The 16,977-nt window shown below is 70.6% G+C and carries 13 protein-coding genes and 1 pseudogene; 7 read left to right on the forward strand and 7 right to left on the reverse strand.

Going from position 1 to position 16,977, the window contains the following annotated elements:
• Positions 1-92: 92 nt before the first annotated feature.
• The 3 genes from ABZT49_RS16705 to ABZT49_RS16715 form a co-directional block, all read right to left on the reverse strand.
• Entirely contained in the window at positions 93-452 is a 360-nt protein-coding gene (locus ABZT49_RS16705) for an NAD(P)H-binding protein (RefSeq protein ID WP_355287252.1), read from the reverse strand.
• 355 nt (positions 453-807) lie between these two features.
• Positions 808-1,068, reverse strand: a complete 261-nt coding sequence (locus tag ABZT49_RS16710) for a hypothetical protein (protein ID WP_355287254.1) — start codon at positions 1,066-1,068, stop codon at positions 808-810.
• A gap of 198 nt (positions 1,069-1,266) precedes the next feature.
• Positions 1,267-2,001 (reverse strand): HAMP domain-containing sensor histidine kinase, encoded by a 735-nt coding sequence (locus ABZT49_RS16715; protein WP_355287256.1) that lies wholly within the window; start codon positions 1,999-2,001, stop codon positions 1,267-1,269.
• A gap of 453 nt (positions 2,002-2,454) precedes the next feature.
• Between ABZT49_RS16715 and ABZT49_RS16720 the strand changes: the two genes are divergently transcribed.
• Positions 2,455-2,634 (forward strand): hypothetical protein, encoded by a 180-nt coding sequence (locus ABZT49_RS16720; RefSeq protein ID WP_355287258.1) that lies wholly within the window; start codon positions 2,455-2,457, stop codon positions 2,632-2,634.
• Positions 2,635-2,806: 172 nt separating this feature from the next.
• Here ABZT49_RS16720 and ABZT49_RS16725 read toward each other — a convergent pair whose 3' ends face one another.
• Positions 2,807-3,208, reverse strand: coding sequence for a response regulator (locus ABZT49_RS16725; RefSeq protein WP_355287260.1), 402 nt, complete (start codon positions 3,206-3,208; stop codon positions 2,807-2,809).
• Positions 3,209-3,381: 173 nt separating this feature from the next.
• Entirely contained in the window at positions 3,382-4,053 is a 672-nt protein-coding gene (locus ABZT49_RS16730) for a response regulator transcription factor (protein ID WP_355287262.1), read from the reverse strand.
• A 452-nt stretch (positions 4,054-4,505) separates the two neighbouring features.
• On the opposite strand from ABZT49_RS16730, the gene ABZT49_RS16735 reads away from it, so the two are divergent.
• A complete protein-coding gene (locus tag ABZT49_RS16735; protein ID WP_355287264.1) occupies positions 4,506-5,264 on the forward strand; it encodes an SDR family NAD(P)-dependent oxidoreductase in 759 nt (252 codons plus the stop codon).
• A gap of 63 nt (positions 5,265-5,327) precedes the next feature.
• Positions 5,328-6,710 carry a mercuric reductase gene (locus tag ABZT49_RS16740; protein ID WP_355287266.1) on the forward strand — a complete coding sequence of 461 codons (1,383 nt, stop codon included), beginning with the start codon at positions 5,328-5,330 and terminating at the stop codon, positions 6,708-6,710.
• Between the two features lie 8 nt (positions 6,711-6,718).
• On the opposite strand, the gene ABZT49_RS16745 is transcribed toward ABZT49_RS16740, so the two are convergent.
• Complete coding sequence (locus ABZT49_RS16745; RefSeq protein WP_355287268.1) at positions 6,719-9,232, reverse strand: MFS transporter; 2,514 nt, start codon at positions 9,230-9,232, stop codon at positions 6,719-6,721.
• Between the two features lie 348 nt (positions 9,233-9,580).
• Positions 9,581-12,436 (reverse strand): winged helix-turn-helix domain-containing protein, encoded by a 2,856-nt coding sequence (locus tag ABZT49_RS16750; RefSeq protein ID WP_355287270.1) that lies wholly within the window; start codon positions 12,434-12,436, stop codon positions 9,581-9,583.
• A gap of 280 nt (positions 12,437-12,716) precedes the next feature.
• Here ABZT49_RS16750 and ABZT49_RS16755 point away from each other — a divergent pair.
• From ABZT49_RS16755 to ABZT49_RS16770, 4 genes and pseudogenes are all read left to right on the forward strand, one after another.
• Positions 12,717-13,662 (forward strand): annotated as a pseudogene (locus ABZT49_RS16755) (GlxA family transcriptional regulator).
• 153 nt (positions 13,663-13,815) lie between these two features.
• Positions 13,816-14,808 carry a GlxA family transcriptional regulator gene (locus tag ABZT49_RS16760; protein ID WP_355287272.1) on the forward strand — a complete coding sequence of 331 codons (993 nt, stop codon included), beginning with the start codon at positions 13,816-13,818 and terminating at the stop codon, positions 14,806-14,808.
• A gap of 151 nt (positions 14,809-14,959) precedes the next feature.
• Positions 14,960-15,406, forward strand: a complete 447-nt coding sequence (locus ABZT49_RS16765; protein ID WP_355287274.1) for a (2Fe-2S)-binding protein — start codon at positions 14,960-14,962, stop codon at positions 15,404-15,406.
• Between the two features lie 10 nt (positions 15,407-15,416).
• Positions 15,417-16,977, forward strand: a 1,561-nt coding sequence (locus ABZT49_RS16770; RefSeq protein ID WP_355287276.1) for a molybdopterin cofactor-binding domain-containing protein, incomplete at its 3' end; no start/stop codon positions are given.

Consider the following 16,977-nt stretch of genomic DNA (forward strand, 5'->3'; position numbering starts at 1 on the left):
CCGAGGCCGAAGCGCGCTATCATGCTCACGTCGGCGACCAAGCCTTGGCCGCCTGACTCAAAACAATCTGCCTCCGAAAAACCCGGAGCGGTTCACGGATGCAGGCGCGTGGGAGGTCCCATCACGGACAACTTGACGATGTGCGATACGCCCGCAGCCATGGCCGCATCGATCAGCGCGATCTCGTTCGCAACCTGCCGAGTCGACGTCCCATGAGCGAGGAACAGTCGGTCCGCACCGCGTAGTGCCTCGGACAAGGTGGCGGGTGCATCGAAATCCACGACGGCCGAAGTGACATGCGCTGCTAGGCGATCAGTGTTTGGATCGCGTGTCAGCGCGACGATCTCGACCGGATCATTGATCAGGTTCTCAATCAGTTTGGCGCCGACCCGGCCAGTCGCTCCAGCCACTGCGATCCGTGGCTTATCGGGATATGATACGTTGTTTGACATAGATAGATCCTTCCAGATGCCTGGGAAATTTTGTGATATATCTAGATTTATATTTTATATATCTTGGATTTGTCCTCTTGCATTGAACGAAGGGCGCAAAATTGTTTCAGCGACAGAGGGGCGACCCGCATGTTCGAGAATCGCAGGCTGTCGAAGCCGGGCGGGGGTCGACGGCCGAGGCCGACACGAGGAACCCCGTCGAGATCGCGCCGGGGGTTCGATCGCCGCTCGGACGAGCGGCGTGGCGTCCGCGACGAGGCGTCCATGGCACCGCCTCTTCCATCCGAAACGCATAGGTCCGGTCGTTACAACCGGATGTTCGTCTTGACCGTCGCCCGTGGATCTCTGGTGGGGCTCAAGGCCGCCGCCTCGTCTCCAGACTGGCAGGAGCGGTGTGCGCCAGGGGCCGCGCGGCCGGCACTCCGGACTTCGCCGCGCTCTTCACCGTATCGGCGCCGTCAGGAGACGTCGCCCCGCCGGCGAACAGGCCACCGGGGCCCTCATTCGGCACCTCGATCCGCGCACCCCACACATCGATCATGTGCGTCTTTTGCGCGAGGGCGCTGCCGTCGGTCGCGGCAAGGATGGTCGCGACGAAGATCAGGCGGTACAACATCTGCATATCTCCGAAATTGCGCCATCCGTAATGCATGGCGCCTGTCTTTAATATAAATCGTCGGTCGCTATATATTATTATCGCAGAGTATATGCGGTAACATACATTCATTTGAGAGTTTCATACGAAGATATTAGATCTGTGGAGGAGATGCCGTTTGCGCGGCAGGATGAGCCGTCCCGCACCGTCGGGACCGCCTCATCCGCGGGACTTGCCCCCCTTCGGTGTTAGGGTAGCAGACCGCTCCACGATCACGCCGAAGACCGATCCTCGGCCGCAACGGGATTGCACGCTGACCGGATGGCCGATTGCCTGGGCGGTCTGGTGCACGATGTGAAGACCGAGGCCGAGCCCGGCTCCGTCGCGGCGCCCGGCCCGATCGAAGGCTTCGAAGATTCCGGTGAGGCGCTCCGGCGGAATGCCGGGCCCGTCGTCGTGGACCTCGATCGCGATCCGTCCTCCCCGCCGTCGGCACCCGATGACGACCTGTCCGCCCCGGCCTGCATACTTGACGGCGTTGCCGACGAGGTTGCGCAGGATCGTCGAGAGCATCGCGGCCTCGCTCTCCGCCCACAGGTCCGAGCCGCGCACGTGCAGCCGGACCCCGACCGCCTCGGCATAGGGTTGCCATTCGGCCGCGACCGCGGCGAGGAGGGGGCCGAGTGGCACCGGGCCGAGGCGCGGTGGCGCCCCACCGACCTGTGACGTGCGGGCGATGTCGTCGAGCTCGCGGCCGAGGCGCACCAGGGCGTCGCTGGCCAGACCGAGCCGCGCGGCAGCGCGCGGCGCGACGCCGTCGGAGACAGCGCGCTCGATGGCCATGAGGGCGACCTGAAGCGGCTGCTTGAGATCGTGCCCGGCGACGGCGAGGAGCCGGGACATCGCATTGCGGGCGGCCTCGGCACGGGTGAGAGCATCGCCGCCGGCCGGCATCGCCACCATCGGTCCCATTGCTACCTCCTCGATTGGTCCCAACCCGGGACGGCGCGTCGATGGGCCGAACCATGCATCATGGCCGTGAGGCGTGGAATCATACGGAGGTTTGCCGCGGCCGACCCGTGATGCGCCCCTCACCACTGACGCAAGCCCGCGGACCTATACTGCGGTATGAGGCTATCATCTGTCGTCACGATGTCGGCAGACGCTGGTCTGACTGCCGCGCGGTGCCGTCTTAGCTAGATTGATCTTGTCTTCGAGCGGAAACGAAGGCTCATCGACCGAGACGAGGAAGTGACCATGACCAGACGGTACCTGCTCTGCACGTTGATCCTCGCTGCCTCCACCAGTGGCGCGACAGCGCAAGACGCCCCGTCCGCTTACCGGTACTCGGGCCAGCATTCCGGGGGGCCCGCCGGCGCACTCATCCCCGAAGGAGCACCAGCTCCGGTGGTGCATCGCCCAGTCGATCCGAACTATCGCTATTCCGGCACCCATGCGGGCGGGCCGGCCAACGCGCTGGTGCCGGCGGGCGCGCCCGTTCCGGTGACGCGCGGGGCGACGGACCCGGCCTACCGCTACCCGGGCAGCCATGCCGGCGGGCCCGCCGACGCCCTGATTCCGGAGTGAAACCAGGAGACGGGTCCGCCGGACATGGGTCCGGCGAACCCGCCCGAAGGGCGTTGGGAGAGCCAACGCCTAGGACCGGGTTAGGGCCGCGCGGGCTCGCCGACCGAAGGCTCGACGCCTCCGGCCGGCGCGTCCGCGCGGCCTTGCGGCGCATCCCACGGAATGGCCGCGGTCAGGACCGGACGGTGTCCTCAAGGCAGCGGATCAGCGCGTCGGCTGCGAGGGGCTTGCGCAGGAGGTCCCGCGCCCCGCCGGCGAGGGCGCGCCGGCGGATCGCATCGTCGTAGAACCCCGTCATCATGATGATCGGCAGATCGGGCCGGGTCCGCCTCACGCGCTCCTGCAGTTCCAGGCCGTTGATGCCCGGCATGTCCACGTCCGTCAGGAGGCAGGCCAGTTGCCCCGCGAGACGGCCCGGCGCCTCAGCGCCAAGGAACGTGTCGGAAGCCAGGAACGCCGCGCCCGAACTGAACGCCACGGCCTCGTAGCCCAGCGACTCGAGGAAGCCGGACATCGCGTCCAGCATCCCCTCGTCGTCGTCGACGATGGCAACCGTTGTCTTCCCGACCGACAAAGGGCGTCCTTTCCGGTGTCCTATGGGCATGCTCACCCCCGCCTGAGATGGGCCAGGCGTCGATCGAACGGAATCATACGATGGTGTGGTGCGACCGGATCGTCCCCGGCCGTCCGTGCCGCTCCGCGGGGACAATCGACGAACCCCGCCGGGTGCGGAGAGCGGCGGGACCGTCAGCCCTCCGACACCTTCAGCGCCTCGGCCTTGCGCACGAGGTCGGCGACCGAGCCAGCCTGCATCTTGCGCATGACGTTGCCGCGGTGGATCTTCACCGTGATCTCGCTGATGCCGAGGGTGTGGGCGATCTGCTTGTTGAGCAGCCCCTGGACGACGTGCTGCATCACCTCGGCCTCGCGGGCGGTCAGGGTCGCGGCCAGGCGGGCGAGTTCGGCCGTGCCCGCGCTCTCGGTCCGCCACGCTCGGTCCCGCTCGATCGCGACGGCGATCGCGTCGAGCATGTCCTGGTCGCGAAAGGGCTTCGTCAGGAAGTCGAGCGCCCCCGCCTTCATCGCCCGGACGCTCATCGGGATATCGCCATGGCCGGTCATGAAGATGATCGGCAGGCGGCTGCCCATCGCGGCGAGCTTCGCTTGCAGGTCGAGCCCGCTGGCGCCGGGCAGCCGGACATCGAGGACGAGGCAGCCCGGTCTGTCCGGCAGGCTCGCCGCGAGCAGGTCGGCTGTCGATCCGAAGGCGACCGCGTCGAGGCCGACCGACCGTAGCAGGTCTTGGAGACCCTCGCGGATCCCCTCGTCATCCTCGACGATGACCACGAGCGGGGCCGTCGCCGCCGCCGCGGCGGGCGGGCTCGCGCCCGGGCCTCGGATGTTGCCTGCCACCGTCATCGCCGAGTCCTCGCGAGCCTCGCTGCTCCCTCGCCCACCGGCATAGTCAACGGACCAATCCGGCTCAAGGTGACGGCCAAGCTATTCGTCCCGTTCCGGTGGACGATCCGTATTCATCGTGGTGACACCGCATTCCGCGCGCGACGGGACCGAGCCCACCAAAACAAAAACTGTCCTTGCGTCAATCAACGTGTGCGGAGCATCGCCTGACACCTTCGTATGATCACGCATGCGCAAGGTGTGATCGCGCTCAGACCAGCCGTCGATATCGCGGCCGGGCCGAACCGGTAAGCTGATCCTCGTCGCCGGCCCTGAGGCATCGATCCACGGGGCCGGCCTTCCTCGAACCCGCCGCACGACCGATCCCCTCGTCCGGGAGGACCCGCCCCGAGCGGTGCGACTCCGGTCGTCCGGTCCATGCCCATCCGGCCCATGCCCTTGGAGACGAAACGATGCAGCTCACCGGCAACACCATCCTCATCACCGGCGGCACCTCCGGCATCGGCCGCGGCTTCGCCGAGGCCTTTCACCGGCTCGGCAATCAGGTGATCGTCGCGGGCCGCCGCCAGGCGCTCCTCGACGAGGTGACACGGGCCAATCCCGGGATGTCCTCGATCGCCCTCGACATCAATGATCCGGAGGCGATCAAGGCTGCTGCAGCCCGGGTCGTGGCCGAGTTCCCGGCGCTCAACGTGCTGTTCAACAATGCCGGCATCATGCCGTTCGACGACGCTTCCGGAATCATCGACGATGCGGTCGCCCAGGCGATCCTGACCACCAACCTGCTCGGGCCGATCCGGATGACCTCCGCCCTGATCGAGCACCTGAAGGCGCAGCCGCGGGCGACGATCGTCAACAACACCTCGATCCTCGCCTTTCTGCCGCTGGCGAGCACGGCGGTCTATTCGGCCAGCAAGGCGGCCCTGCACGCCTACACGCTCTCGCAACGCTTCATGCTGCGCAACACCCGCGTCACCGTGCAGGAGATCGCGCCGCCCTGGGTCGATACCGACCTCATCAAGAAGAGCGGCGATCCGCGCGCCATGCCTCTCGACGCCTTCATCGCAGAGACGATGACCGGGCTCGGCACCGAGGCCGAGGAAGTCGTCGTCGAGGCTGTGCGCTCCGTGCGCGACAATCCCGGCGCCAAGGAGCACGCAATGGTCGATGCCTTCAACGCAGGCCTGGTCGCCAACCCGATCCCGGTCTGAGACACGCCCCGGGCGGACCGCCGAGGTCCGCCCATCGGCTACCCGCTTCGAGGAGGACACGCGATGAGCGAACGATACGACGCCGTGGTGATCGGCAGCGGCGAGGGCGGCAAGTTCCTGGCCTGGGATCTGGCGAAAGCGGGGCAGCGGGTCGCGGTGGTCGAGCGCCGCTGGATCGGCGGATCCTGCCCCAACACCAACTGCCTGCCGAGCAAGAACGAGATCTGGAGCGCCGAGATCGCCCATCTCGCCCGGAACGCGGACCGCTACGGCGTCGAGACCGGCCCGGTCCGGGTCGACATGCGCCGCGTGGTCCAGCGCAAGCGGGCGATGGTGGCCGGCCTCGTCGAGATGCACCTCGACAAGTACCGCGACAGCGGCGCCGAGCTGGTCATGGGCAGCGCGCGGTTCACGGGCCCGAAGACGGTCGCGGTCGACCTGAACGCGGGCGGGGAGCGGGTGCTCACCGCCGACACCATCGTTCTGAACCTCGGCACGCGCCCGGCGATTCCGGACGTTCCGGGCCTGCGCGAGGCGGAGCCGCTGACCAACATCGAGACGCTCGAACTCGACGCCCTGCCCGACCACCTGATCGTGCTGGGCGGCGGCTATGTCGGCCTCGAACTGGCGCAGGCCTATCGCCGGTTCGGCAGCACCGTCACGGTGATCGAGCGCGGCGAGCGGATTGCGGGCCGCGAGGATGCGGACGTGGCGGACGAGCTGGCGCGGCTCCTTAAGGCCGAGGGGATCGCGCTGCGGACCGGCACCGCTGTGGTGAGGGCGCGCGGCCGCTCGGGCGATGCCGTCAAGGTCGTCGTGCGCTCGAGCGACGGCGAGTCCGTTGTGGCGGGCAGCCACATCCTGGTCGCGGCGGGGCGCACGCCCAATACCGACGGAATCGGGCTCGACCTCGCCGGTGTTGCGGTGACGGAGCGCGGCACGATCCGGGTCGACGACCGCCTCGCCACGACGGCGCCGGGCATCTGGGCGATCGGCGAATGCGCCGGCAGCCCGGCCTTCACCCACGCCTCGGCCGACGATTACAGGGTGGTGCGAGACGCGCTGAAGGGCGGCGGGCGCTCCACCGCCGGCCGTCAGATGCCCTACTGCCTGTTCACCGACCCGCCTCTCGCCCGCGTGGGCGCGAGCGAGGCGGAAGCGCGGGCAGGCGGCGCGGCGATCCGGGTCGCCAAGCTGCCGATGCGGGCGGTGCTGCGCACCCGGACCACGGGCCTGACCGACGGCTTCATGAAGGCGGTGATCGGGCCGGACGACCGCATCCTCGGCTTCGCGATGATGGGCGCCGACGCCGGCGAGGTCATGGCGGCGGTGCAGGTCGCGATGCTGGCGGGGCTGCCCTACACCGCGTTGCGCGATGCGATCCTGGCGCATCCGACGACCGCGGAGGGGCTGAACGCTCTGTTCGCGGCCGTGTCGGCTCGCTGAGCGCGCTTTCAGGCGTCCGCGGTGGCTGGCTCGGCCGCCGCGGCGCGGGCCGCCTCCTCGTGCAGGGGCAGCTCGACCGCGAAGGTCGCGCCCGGTCCCTCGTTGTTGCGGCCGCAGAGCGTCCCGCCATGGGCCTCGACGATCGCCTTGCAGATCGACAGGCCGATACCCATCCCGTCGCGCTTGGTGGTGAAGAAGGGGCTGAAAAGTTTCGGCAGCTGGTCGGGAGCGATGCCGGTGCCGCAATCGCTCACCGTCAGCCGGACCCCATCCGGCGACGGGGCGGAGAGCGCGACATCGAGCCGTCGCCGGGTCTCCGGCACCGTCCGCATCGCGTGCAGGCCGTTCATCACCAGGTTGACGACGACCTGCTGCAGCTCGACCCGATCGGCGAGGACCCGGGCCTCGGGCACCGAGATGCGCATGCGCAGGGTCGCCGAGGCGGCGGAGATCTCGCGGTCGAGGAGGTTTGTTGCTTCGGCGAGGACGTCGCGCAGGTCGACGATCTCAAGGGGGCGCCGGTCGCGCCGGAGCTGCTCGCGGGTCCGCTGGACGATCTGGCTCGCCCGCATGCCGTCGCGCACCGCCCGCTCGGCCGCGCGCTCGGCGGCCGCGAGGTCGGGTGTCTCGCGCCGCAGCCAGCGCAGGCATGCTTCGGCGCTCATCACCATGGCGCCGATCGGCTGGTTGACCTCGTGGGCGATCGAGGCCGAGATCGCCCCCACCGTCGCGACCCGGCCGGCCCGGGCGAGCTCGCTCTGCGCGGCGAGCAGCGCCTCCTTGGCGCGCTCGCGCTCGGTCACGTCGATCATCGCGCAAGGAACCCGGTCGTAGCCCGAATCGTCGTCGGGCAGCGCCATGACGAGGATCGCGGTGACCTCCCGGCCGTCGGCACGCAGGAGCTTCCCCTGCATCTCGAACCGGCCGCCGCCTTGGCCGAGCCGCGCGAGGAGGATTGCGAGGAGGTCGCTGCCCGGCGGCAGGAAGTAGGTCATCGAGCCGAGCACAGACTCTCGTGAGGCGCCGCCGAGGAGCTGCACCGTCGCCTCGTTCACGTCGACCAGCGTCACGTCGGGCGAGGCATCGCGACGCGCGATGGCTTCGTGAAGGATGGACCCGGGGGCCTGCGCGCCACTCGACGTCGTCACCGCCTCGTGCACGGCGGACAGGTCGATCTCGCAGAGCGCGACGTGGGCCTGCTCGAACAGCGCGCGATAGCGCCGCTCGCTGCGGGCGAGCGCCCCAAGGGTGCGCCGGCGGGCGCTCACGTCGAAGGCGATCAGGCTGATCCCGCCGGTCAGCGCGAGGTAGAAGCCGACCGCGGTCAGGCCGCTGCGCTCGGCGAGTCCCTGAGCGATCATCGGCGAGAACGCGCCGCCGACGATGCCGCCCACATTGAAGGCGACCGAGGTGCCCGAGTAGCGCACCCGCGGCGGAAACAGGCTCGGCAGCCAGGCCCCGAGCGGCCCGTTGACGAAGCCCATCACCCAGAGAGCGAAGGCCAGGAACACGAAGGTCGTGACGAGCGATCCGCTGCCGAGCATCGGTGCCAGCAGGATGCCGGCGACGATCGTCCCGGCACAGCCGACGATGAGGACGCGGGTCGGGTCCACCCGGTCGGACAGCCAGCTCGCGGTGACGATCGCGGCGGCCATGAACAGGATCGCGCCGAGCTCGACCAGGAGGAACGATGCCCGGGAATGGCCGAGCGTCGTCGTGCCGTAGCCGAGCGCGAAGGCGGTCGCGGTCCAGAACAGCGAGAAGCAGGCCACGACCCCGAAGATCCCGGCGACCACCTGGCCGGCATGGAGGCGCATCAGCTCAACGAGCGGCGCGCGCGGAGGCTTCGCCTCCTTGAGCGAGGCGGCGAATTCCTCGGTCTCGCCGAGATGGGTGCGCACCCAAAGCCCGAGCCACACCAGCGGCACGCTGAGCAGGAACGGCACCCGCCAGCCCCAATCGGCGAACTGCTCCGGCGTCAGGGCCAGGGTGAGGACCAGGAACAGCCCGTTGGCAACGAAGAAGCCGAGGGGCGCGCCGAGCGGCGCGAACATGGCGTAGCGCGCCCGCCAGCCCGGCGGGGCGTTCTCGAGCGCCAGAAGGGCGGCCCCGCTCCACTCGCCGCCGAGCGCCAGGCCCTGCCCGAAGCGCAGGAGGCAGAGCAGGGCGGGCGCGAGCCAGCCGGCGAGCGCGAAGGTCGGCAAAAGGCCGATCGCCGAGGTCGAGAGTCCCATCAGCAGGAGCGAGGCGACGAGCGTCGCCTTGCGCCCGACCCGGTCGCCGAAATGCCCGAATACCGCGCCGCCGATCGGCCGGGCCACGAAGGCGAGGCCGAAGCTCGCATAGGCGCTGATCAGCTCGGCCGATTGCAGCGCGGCCGGGAAGAACAGCGGCCCGAAGACCAGGCTCGCGGCGGTGGCGTAGATGTAGAAGTCGTAGAACTCGACGGTGGTGCCGATCAGGCTGGCGAGGAGCACGCGCGCCGTCGTCTGCCCGGAAGCCGGCTTGTTCGATACCGTCATGCTCTCGCCTCGTCCTCTCGCACTTCGGTCGGGTCATTGCCCGGTCGCGCGGCTTCATCTCAAGATCGCTGCGCCCCATCACGACGAGGCGCAGTTGTTAGTTCATAGCTCGGCCGTTGGTCGAGGACCCGCGCTGGCCCGGTCGCCGCCGGTGGTTGCGGATCGCGGCCTGCATCTCGGTTCCGCCGGCTCGATCTCGACGTCCCGCCTGCGACCGTCTGCCGTGACCACGGCCCGCTCGAACCTGTCCCCCGGTGATATCGGCGAGGGCGGGAGATGTACCGAGAGGGCTTGTGAGATCCTGTGAGACGGGACGAAGCGAGCCGCGCGGGCGCGCCCGGGCCCCCGTCACGCGGTCAGGCGCTCGAGAAGGCGCGTCGCCCTCAGGACATCCCGGGTGGAACGGCCCTCCGTCAGCGCATCGCAGACGTGCGAGAGCAGGCCTGGCGCCTCGCCGGTACGACCCCGGCGGGAGAGGTACTCGGCGAGATCCGTCGCGGCTCGGAGGCGATAGGACAACGCCCCCTGATCCTGCGCGATCTGGAGGGCGTGGCGGAAGGCCTCCTCCGCACGCTCCGCCTCCCGGTCCGCTTCCTGAGCCGCGAGGGCCCGGCCCTTGATGCGCCACGCCTCGGGGACGAGCGTGAGCTCCTCGTCGCGCTCGATGCGGACGAGGGCGGACCCGGCTTCGGCGAGGGCCTCGCCGGGTCGGCCCGCCTCGATCAGGGCCTCGGCGAGGGCGAGCTGCAGGGCCGAGTTCATCGTCAGGTGCGACACCTCGACGAGTCCTGCCAGGCCCTCGGACAGGAGCGCGATGCCGCTCTCCAGAACGCCGCGAAGCGCGTGGAGCTGCCCGGTCAGCGCCCGGGCGAGAAGCTCGTAAGGGACAAGCGAGTGCCGGGAGGCCAGCACCCGCCCCGTGGCGAGCGCCTCCGCCGCCCGGTCGAGATCGCCCGACCAAAGGGCGACCGGCGCCGTCCAGAGCAAAGCCGTGCACAGCGAGACGGGATGGCCGATCGCATCGATCTCCCGCACCACCCCGTCAACGGCCGTGGCCGCCTGGTCGGGCAGGCCCTGCACCCACAGCGCGCGGGCGATGGCGCAGTGGGCCAGCATGCGCTGGTCGATGCCGAAGCGGACCACCTCGGGCCGGCGCTGGAGCGGGAAGTTGCGCAGGGCGTGCCCGCAGCGCAGTCGCGCCTCGGCCTGACGCCCCATGAAGTGATCGAGAACGCCCACCATCCAGTCGCCGGTCGCGAGGCCGGTATCGGTGAGCGAGTGCCAGACGCTGGCGCGGCCGCGCTCCGCATAGGCCATCGCGGCCTTGAAGTCCGCGAGGCGGAGCGCGAAGATGTACAGGCCCTCCAGCAACCGGATCTGGTAGGCGAGATCCTGCTCGGCCTCCGCCAGGTCCAGGGCCTCGTGGAGCGCGGTCCGCGCATCCTCGCCGTTGCCCCTGGTGTAGCGCAGGGCGACGCTTCGTGCCGCCTTCAGCTCGAGCCGCAGCTTCGGCCCGAGCGCGGTGAATTCCTTTGCCCCGAGCGCCCGCCCGGTCCAGTCGACGCATTCGGCCAGCAGCGACAGGTGAAGGAACAGGGGCGCGGAACAGGCCACGAGCCGGACCGCCAGCTGCGCGTCGCCGCCCGGCCCGAACGCCCAGACCAGCGCGGCACGGACGTTGCCGATCTCGAAGGCGAGGGCCGCCACCCCGTCGCCACCGTGCCGCGTCCCGCTCGCCGCCCGCGCGCCCTCGAGCAGGCCTGCGTAGCAGGCGACGTGCCGGCGGGCGATGCCCGCTTCCTCGCCCGCCGCCCGGAGCTTCCGGAGGGCGAATTGGCGCGTCATCTGGAGCAGGCGGTAGCGGGCGCCGCCCTGGGCGGCCTCCAGCACGAGATGGGACTTGTCGGCCAGCGCACTGAGGACCTCCAGGTGATCGGACCGGTCCGTGCCGTCGTCGAGGACCGACAGGGCCGCATTCAGCGAGAAGTGGCCGGTGAAGATCGACAGGGTCCGCAGCGTGCGGGCCTCGGCCTCGGACAGGAGGGCGTAGCTCCAGTCGAAGGTGGCCTGAAGGCTGCGGTGGCGGGGGACGGCGCTGCGGTGGGCGAGCTCGGCGCCGTTGCGCAGAAGCTCGACGAGGCCGGCGAGACCCAGGGTCCGCATGCGCGCCGCGACGAGTTCGATCGCCAGGGGAAGACCGTCGACCTGCCGGCAGATCTCGCCGACGAGCCGGGCCTGGGCCGGATCGAGGGCGAGGTCGGGCGATTGCAGGCGTGCCCGGTCGCAGAAGAGCTGGACCGCCGAGAAGGCGAGCGGGTCGTCCGCGTCGGCGAAGGGCGCCGCCAGGGGCAGGAGGTGGTGGACGGCCTCGCCGGACAGACGGAGCGGTTCGCGGCTCGTCGCGAGGATGCGCGCGGCGGGCGCGCCGCGGAGGATGGCCTCGGCCGCGAGCGCGACGGCATCGATGACGTGCTCGCAATTGTCGAGGACGAGGAGGGCGTCCGTATCCGCCAGCACCTTGACGACCTGCGGCATAGGGTTGGCCGATCCGACCGGAACGCCCAGGGCCGTGGCGACGGCGCTCGGCACCAGGCCGGGATCGTCCAGCGTCGTTAGGTCGACGAAGGACGGCGACGGCCCGGCAGGGCCGCCGATCCGATGCATGACCGCGGCTGCGAGCGTCGTCTTGCCGACGCCGCCCGTGCCGACCACCGTCACCAGCCGATGGCGCGCCAGGCATCCGAGCAGGATCCCGACATCGGCGGACCGGCCGATCAGGTTCGACGGCTCGGGCGGCAGGAGCGGCGCGCCGGCCGGCCGGATCATGGGCCCCGGCTGGGCCGGCGCGGCGGGCGTCACCGTCGCGGTGAAGCAGTAGCCGCGGCCCGGCACGCTCGTCACGTGCTCGGCCCCTCCTGCGTGCTCGGCGAGCGCCTTCCGCAGCTGCCCGATTTGGAAGCGGAGGTTGCTCTCCTCGACCTGCGCCCCGGCCCATGTGGCCGCCGTCAGCTCGCGATGGCTGATCACCTCGCCGGGCCGCGACGCGAGATGGATGAGGAGATCGAGGGCGCGGCTGCCGAGCTTGATGACGGACGACCCCGCCAGAAGGCGCCGGTGCTCGGGCAGCAGCGTGAAGATGCCGAACACGATCTCCGGCCGCGCCGCGCCGGGCGGGCCCGCCTTGGCGTCGCTTGCCTTCGTCATGCCGCCGCTCCCGCATCCGCCCGACGCCGATCGCCCGAGCCGCCGCCGGCTCCATCCCTTGCGGGGATCACTCCCTGCGCGCGAAACCGGCCGGCGCACCATAGCGCAGCCGTATCCCCGTTCATCCGGGTCCTCGGACGTAGATACCACCTTTCCGGACATTCCTCCGCCTGGGCGCCCGCCTTCCCCAGCGGAATGATCATGCCTCGTTTCCGGCCGCCATGCTTGCCACGGCCGGAGCCCGGGCCGATGGTGCCACGCGAGAAAGGGGATGGAGCCGATGACGACGACGCGCCGCACGGGGCTGGTGATCGGCCCCGACTTCGACTTCATGGGGCTCGCCGTGACCTCGCCGTTCGTGGTGGCGAACCGCTACGCCGGGACGGCGCTCTACGACGTCCACCTGCTGTCGGAACGCGGCGGTCCGGCCTCGGCCCCGACCTCGCCACCGAGCCGCTCGGCGACCCGGCGGCCTTCGACACGCTCCTCGTCGCGGCCGGTATCAATCCGCCGACGACCTCGCCCGGGCTCGCCGACCATCTCCGCGCGGCCGCCCGCTCGACGCGCCGGGTCGCCGGGCTGTGCCTGGGCGCCTTCATGCTGGGCGATGCCGGCCTGCTCGACGGGCGTCGCGCGACCACCCACTGGCATTTCGCGCCGCAGTTCCGCGCGCGCTATCCGGCCTGCCGGCTCGACATCGACAAGATCTACGTCGTCGACGACACCCTCTGGACCTCGGCCGGCATGTCGGCCGCCATTGATCTCGCGGTCGGCATGATCGAGCACGACCACGGCCGAGACCTCGCCGTCAGCGTGGCCCGCGGCCTCGTGATGGAGCGCCGTCGGGCCGGGGCCAGGCGCAGCACTCGGCCTTCCTCGATCTCGACGCCCGCACCGACGGGATCCAGCCCGTCCTGGCCTATGCGCGACGCAACCTGCACCTGCCGTTGACAACCGAGGCGCTGGCGGCGGTGGCTTGCCTCAGCCCGCGCCAGTTCACCCGGCTGTTCCGGGCGGAGACCGGCGCCTCGCCGTCCAAGGCGGTGGAGCGCATCCGCCTGGAGGCGGCGAAGCTGATGCTGGAGCAGAGCCGCCTACCGATCGAGGAGATCGCGCGCGAGACGGGTTTTTCCAACCGCGAGCGGATGCGCCGGGCGTTCCTGCGGGCCTACGGGGCGGGGCCGCGCAGCGTCCCCGCCGGGGCTGGCTCCGTCGCCGCCCTGTGACCGGTCGAAACGATGGTCCGGTCCGATCGACCGAGAATGTCCGAAATCGTGACGTCTACGTCCGGATCCGCCGCTGCCTCGCCCGCCTGATGGTCTAACATTCGCCGAAGCCCGACCGCCTCCCGTTCGGTCCGGCAGCAGGCAGGCGAGCCGATGCGGAAGGTTGGAGTTGTGGTCGCCCCGGGCCTGCAACTCATGTCGATCGCGGCGCTTGCGGTCTTCCAGGCCGCCAACGTCCTGATGGAGGATCGCGTCTATGAGACTCGCCTCGTGTCGGAGGGCGGCGGCGAGGTCCCGACCGCCGCCGGCTTCGCGGTGGCGAGCCACCCCCTGCAGCCGGAGATCTACGACACGCTGCTGGTGGCGGCCCGCATCGGCACGGAACCGGCCCCCGCCGCCCTGGTCACGTTCACCCGGGAGACGGCGGCGACGTCGCGCCGGGTCGGCGCCCTGTGCACCGGGGCTTTCACCCTGGCGCAGGCCGGCCTCCTGTCGCAGCGCCGTGCCACGACGCATTGGCGTCACGCCCGCGAGCTGCAGGCGCGCTTCCCCGACATCCGGATCGAGTCGGACCGTCTCTTCGTCAATGACGGCCCGATCTGGACCTCGGCCGGGATGATGGCGGGGATCGACATGACGCTCGCCCTCGTCGAGGCCGATCTCGGCACCGACGTCGCCCGCACCATCGCGCGCCGGATGATCCTTGACCGCCGACGGCCGGGAGCGGATCCGCAGGCCTCCGGGCTCCTGGAGCTCGAACCGCGGACCAACCGGATCCGTAAAGTCCTGGATCACATCCGGCGGCACCTGCGCGACGACCTCTCGGTGGCCCGGATGGCCGCGGTCGCGAACCTCTCGCCGCGCCAGTTCGGGCGGGCCTGCGCCGCCGAATTCGGCGAGTCGCCTGCGAAGGTCGTCGAGCGGCTGCGCGCCGAGGCCGCCCGGGCGCTTCTGATCGACGGCCGGCATTCGTGCGAGGCCGTCGCCGACCGGGTCGGCTTTGCTGACCGCGAGCGGATGCGGCGCGCCTTCCTGCGCCTCTACGGCCGGCCGCCCCAGGATTTCCGGCGGACGACCCGCCCACCTGCCCGGCCGGCGGGGACGGCCTGCGAAGAGGCCCGCAACGAGGCCTGCGACGAGGTCTGATGGAGCCGCCGGCTCACGGAATCTCACGAGGCCTCGCACGACACCCGCGCAGCCGGGCGCCTACGACAGGCTCCACTCGCACGATCCCGGCAGGCCGCGGGCGCTCGAACCCCCGGCCGCCATCCCGCTTGCCATCCAGGAGAGGTCCGCCATGTTCGATCTGACCATCAACGGCCAGTCCCGCTGCGTCGATGTCGAACCCGATACGCTACTCCTCTGGGTCCTGCGCGACACGCTGGGCATGACCGGCACCAAGTACGGCTGCGGCATCGCGCAATGCGGCGCCTGCACCGTGCTGATGGACGGCCAGGCGACCCGCTCGTGCCAGATCACGGTGAATTCGGTCGGCGCGGCCAAGGTCGAGACGATCGAGGTGGTGGAGGCCGATCCGGTCGGCCGCAAGGTGGTCGAAGCTTGGGTTGCCGTGCAGGTCCCGCAATGCGGCTACTGCCAGTCGGGCCAGGTGATGGCCGCGACCGCGCTCCTGCGCGAGACGCCGAAGCCCAGCGACGACGATATCGCCAATGCCATGACCAACCTGTGCCGCTGCGGCACCTACAACGCCATCGCCGCTGCCGTGCGGCACGCCGCGGCCTGAGGGGGCGACTATGGACCAGATCCTGCGCACACCTTCTCGGGCCAGCACCGGTACCGTGATCCTCTCGCGACGCAATCTCATCGGCGCCGCGGCCGGCGCGCTGGTACTCGCCGTCGCGCTGCCCGACCGCGCCCGGGCCGAAGCGCAGGGACCCGCCGAGGGCGCAGGCGCGTTCGCGCCCAAGCCCGGCACCCGCGTCCCGGCCTTCCTGGAGCTCCGCCCCGATGGGACGGTCCGCTTCCTCTCGCCCTTCGTCGAGGGCGGCCAAGGCATCGCCACCGGCATGGCCCAGATCGTCGGCGAGGAGCTCGATGTCGACCCGGCGCGCTTCGTGGTCGAGTGCGCCCCGCCCGGCCCGGATTACGCGGTCGTCAACGGCATCCGCATGACCGGCGGCAGCTTCTCGACGCGATCCAGCTATCCGCTGATGCGCCAGCTCGGGGCCACCGCCCGCGACATGCTGGTGCGTGCCGCCGCCGCCCGGCTCAAGGTGCAGGCGGCCGAGCTCACCACCCGCGACGGCACCGTGGTCCGCGCCGCGTCCGGCCGCACGCTCGCCTACGGCGCGCTCGCCGCCGACGCGATGGCGCTCAAGCCCAACGAGTCCGCGCCGCTTCGCGACCCCAAGACCTTCCACTACATCGGCAAGCCGGTGGCCCGGATCGATGTGCGCGACAAGGCGACGGGCCGCGCCGTCTATGCCATCGATCAGAAGGTCGAGGGCATGCTCTACGCTGCAGTGGCGCACGCGCCGCATCCCGGCACCGAACCGGTCGGGCTCGACAATGAAGCGGCCGTCCGTGCGATGCCCGGCGTGCATTCGGTCCACCGCCTGCCCGGGGCGGTGGCGGTCGCCGCCGACAGCTGGTGGCGGGCGCGCAAGGCCGTCGCGGCGCTGACCGTGCGCTGGAGCGCCCCGAGGGCGACCGGCCTCGACACTGTGGCGGCCGATTTCTCCTCCGACGGGCTGCTCGCGGCGCTGAAAGGCTCTGCGGAGGCCGGCCACGCGGCGGAAGCGGAGGGCGACGTCGCCGGCGCCTTCGCGCGTGCCGCCAAGGTAGTTGAGGCGGAGTACGCCGCACCCTACCTGGCCCACGCCCAGCTCGAGCCGCCCTCGTCGATCGCCCGCTTCAATCCCGACGGCACCCTCGACGTCTGGCTGCCCAACCAGATGCCGGAGCTGTTCCAGGGTATCTCGGCCAAGGTCGCTGGCGTGGCGCCCGACAAGGTCCGGATCCACTCGCCGATGCTCGGCGGCTTCTTCGGCCGGCACTTCCCCTACGAGTCCGGCAACCCGTTCCCGCAGGCGATCCTGCTCGCGAAGGCGACCGGCCGGCCGGTGAAGGTGCTGTGGTCGCGCGAGGAGGAATTTGCCCGCGATGGGTTGCGTCCCTTGAGCTTCAGCCGCTTCCACGCCGCCCTCGACGGGGCCGGGACGCCGACTGCGATCGAGGTGCGCACGGTCGGCGAGGGGCCGATCGGCCGCTATTTCGGCGCCCTGATGAAGACGCCGGTCGACCCATCCGCGGTCGAGGGCCTCGTCGAGAAGCCCTACGCGATCCCGAACCGGC

The organism is Methylobacterium sp. EM32, from assembly GCF_040593685.1.
Taxonomy (GTDB): domain Bacteria; phylum Pseudomonadota; class Alphaproteobacteria; order Rhizobiales; family Beijerinckiaceae; genus Methylobacterium.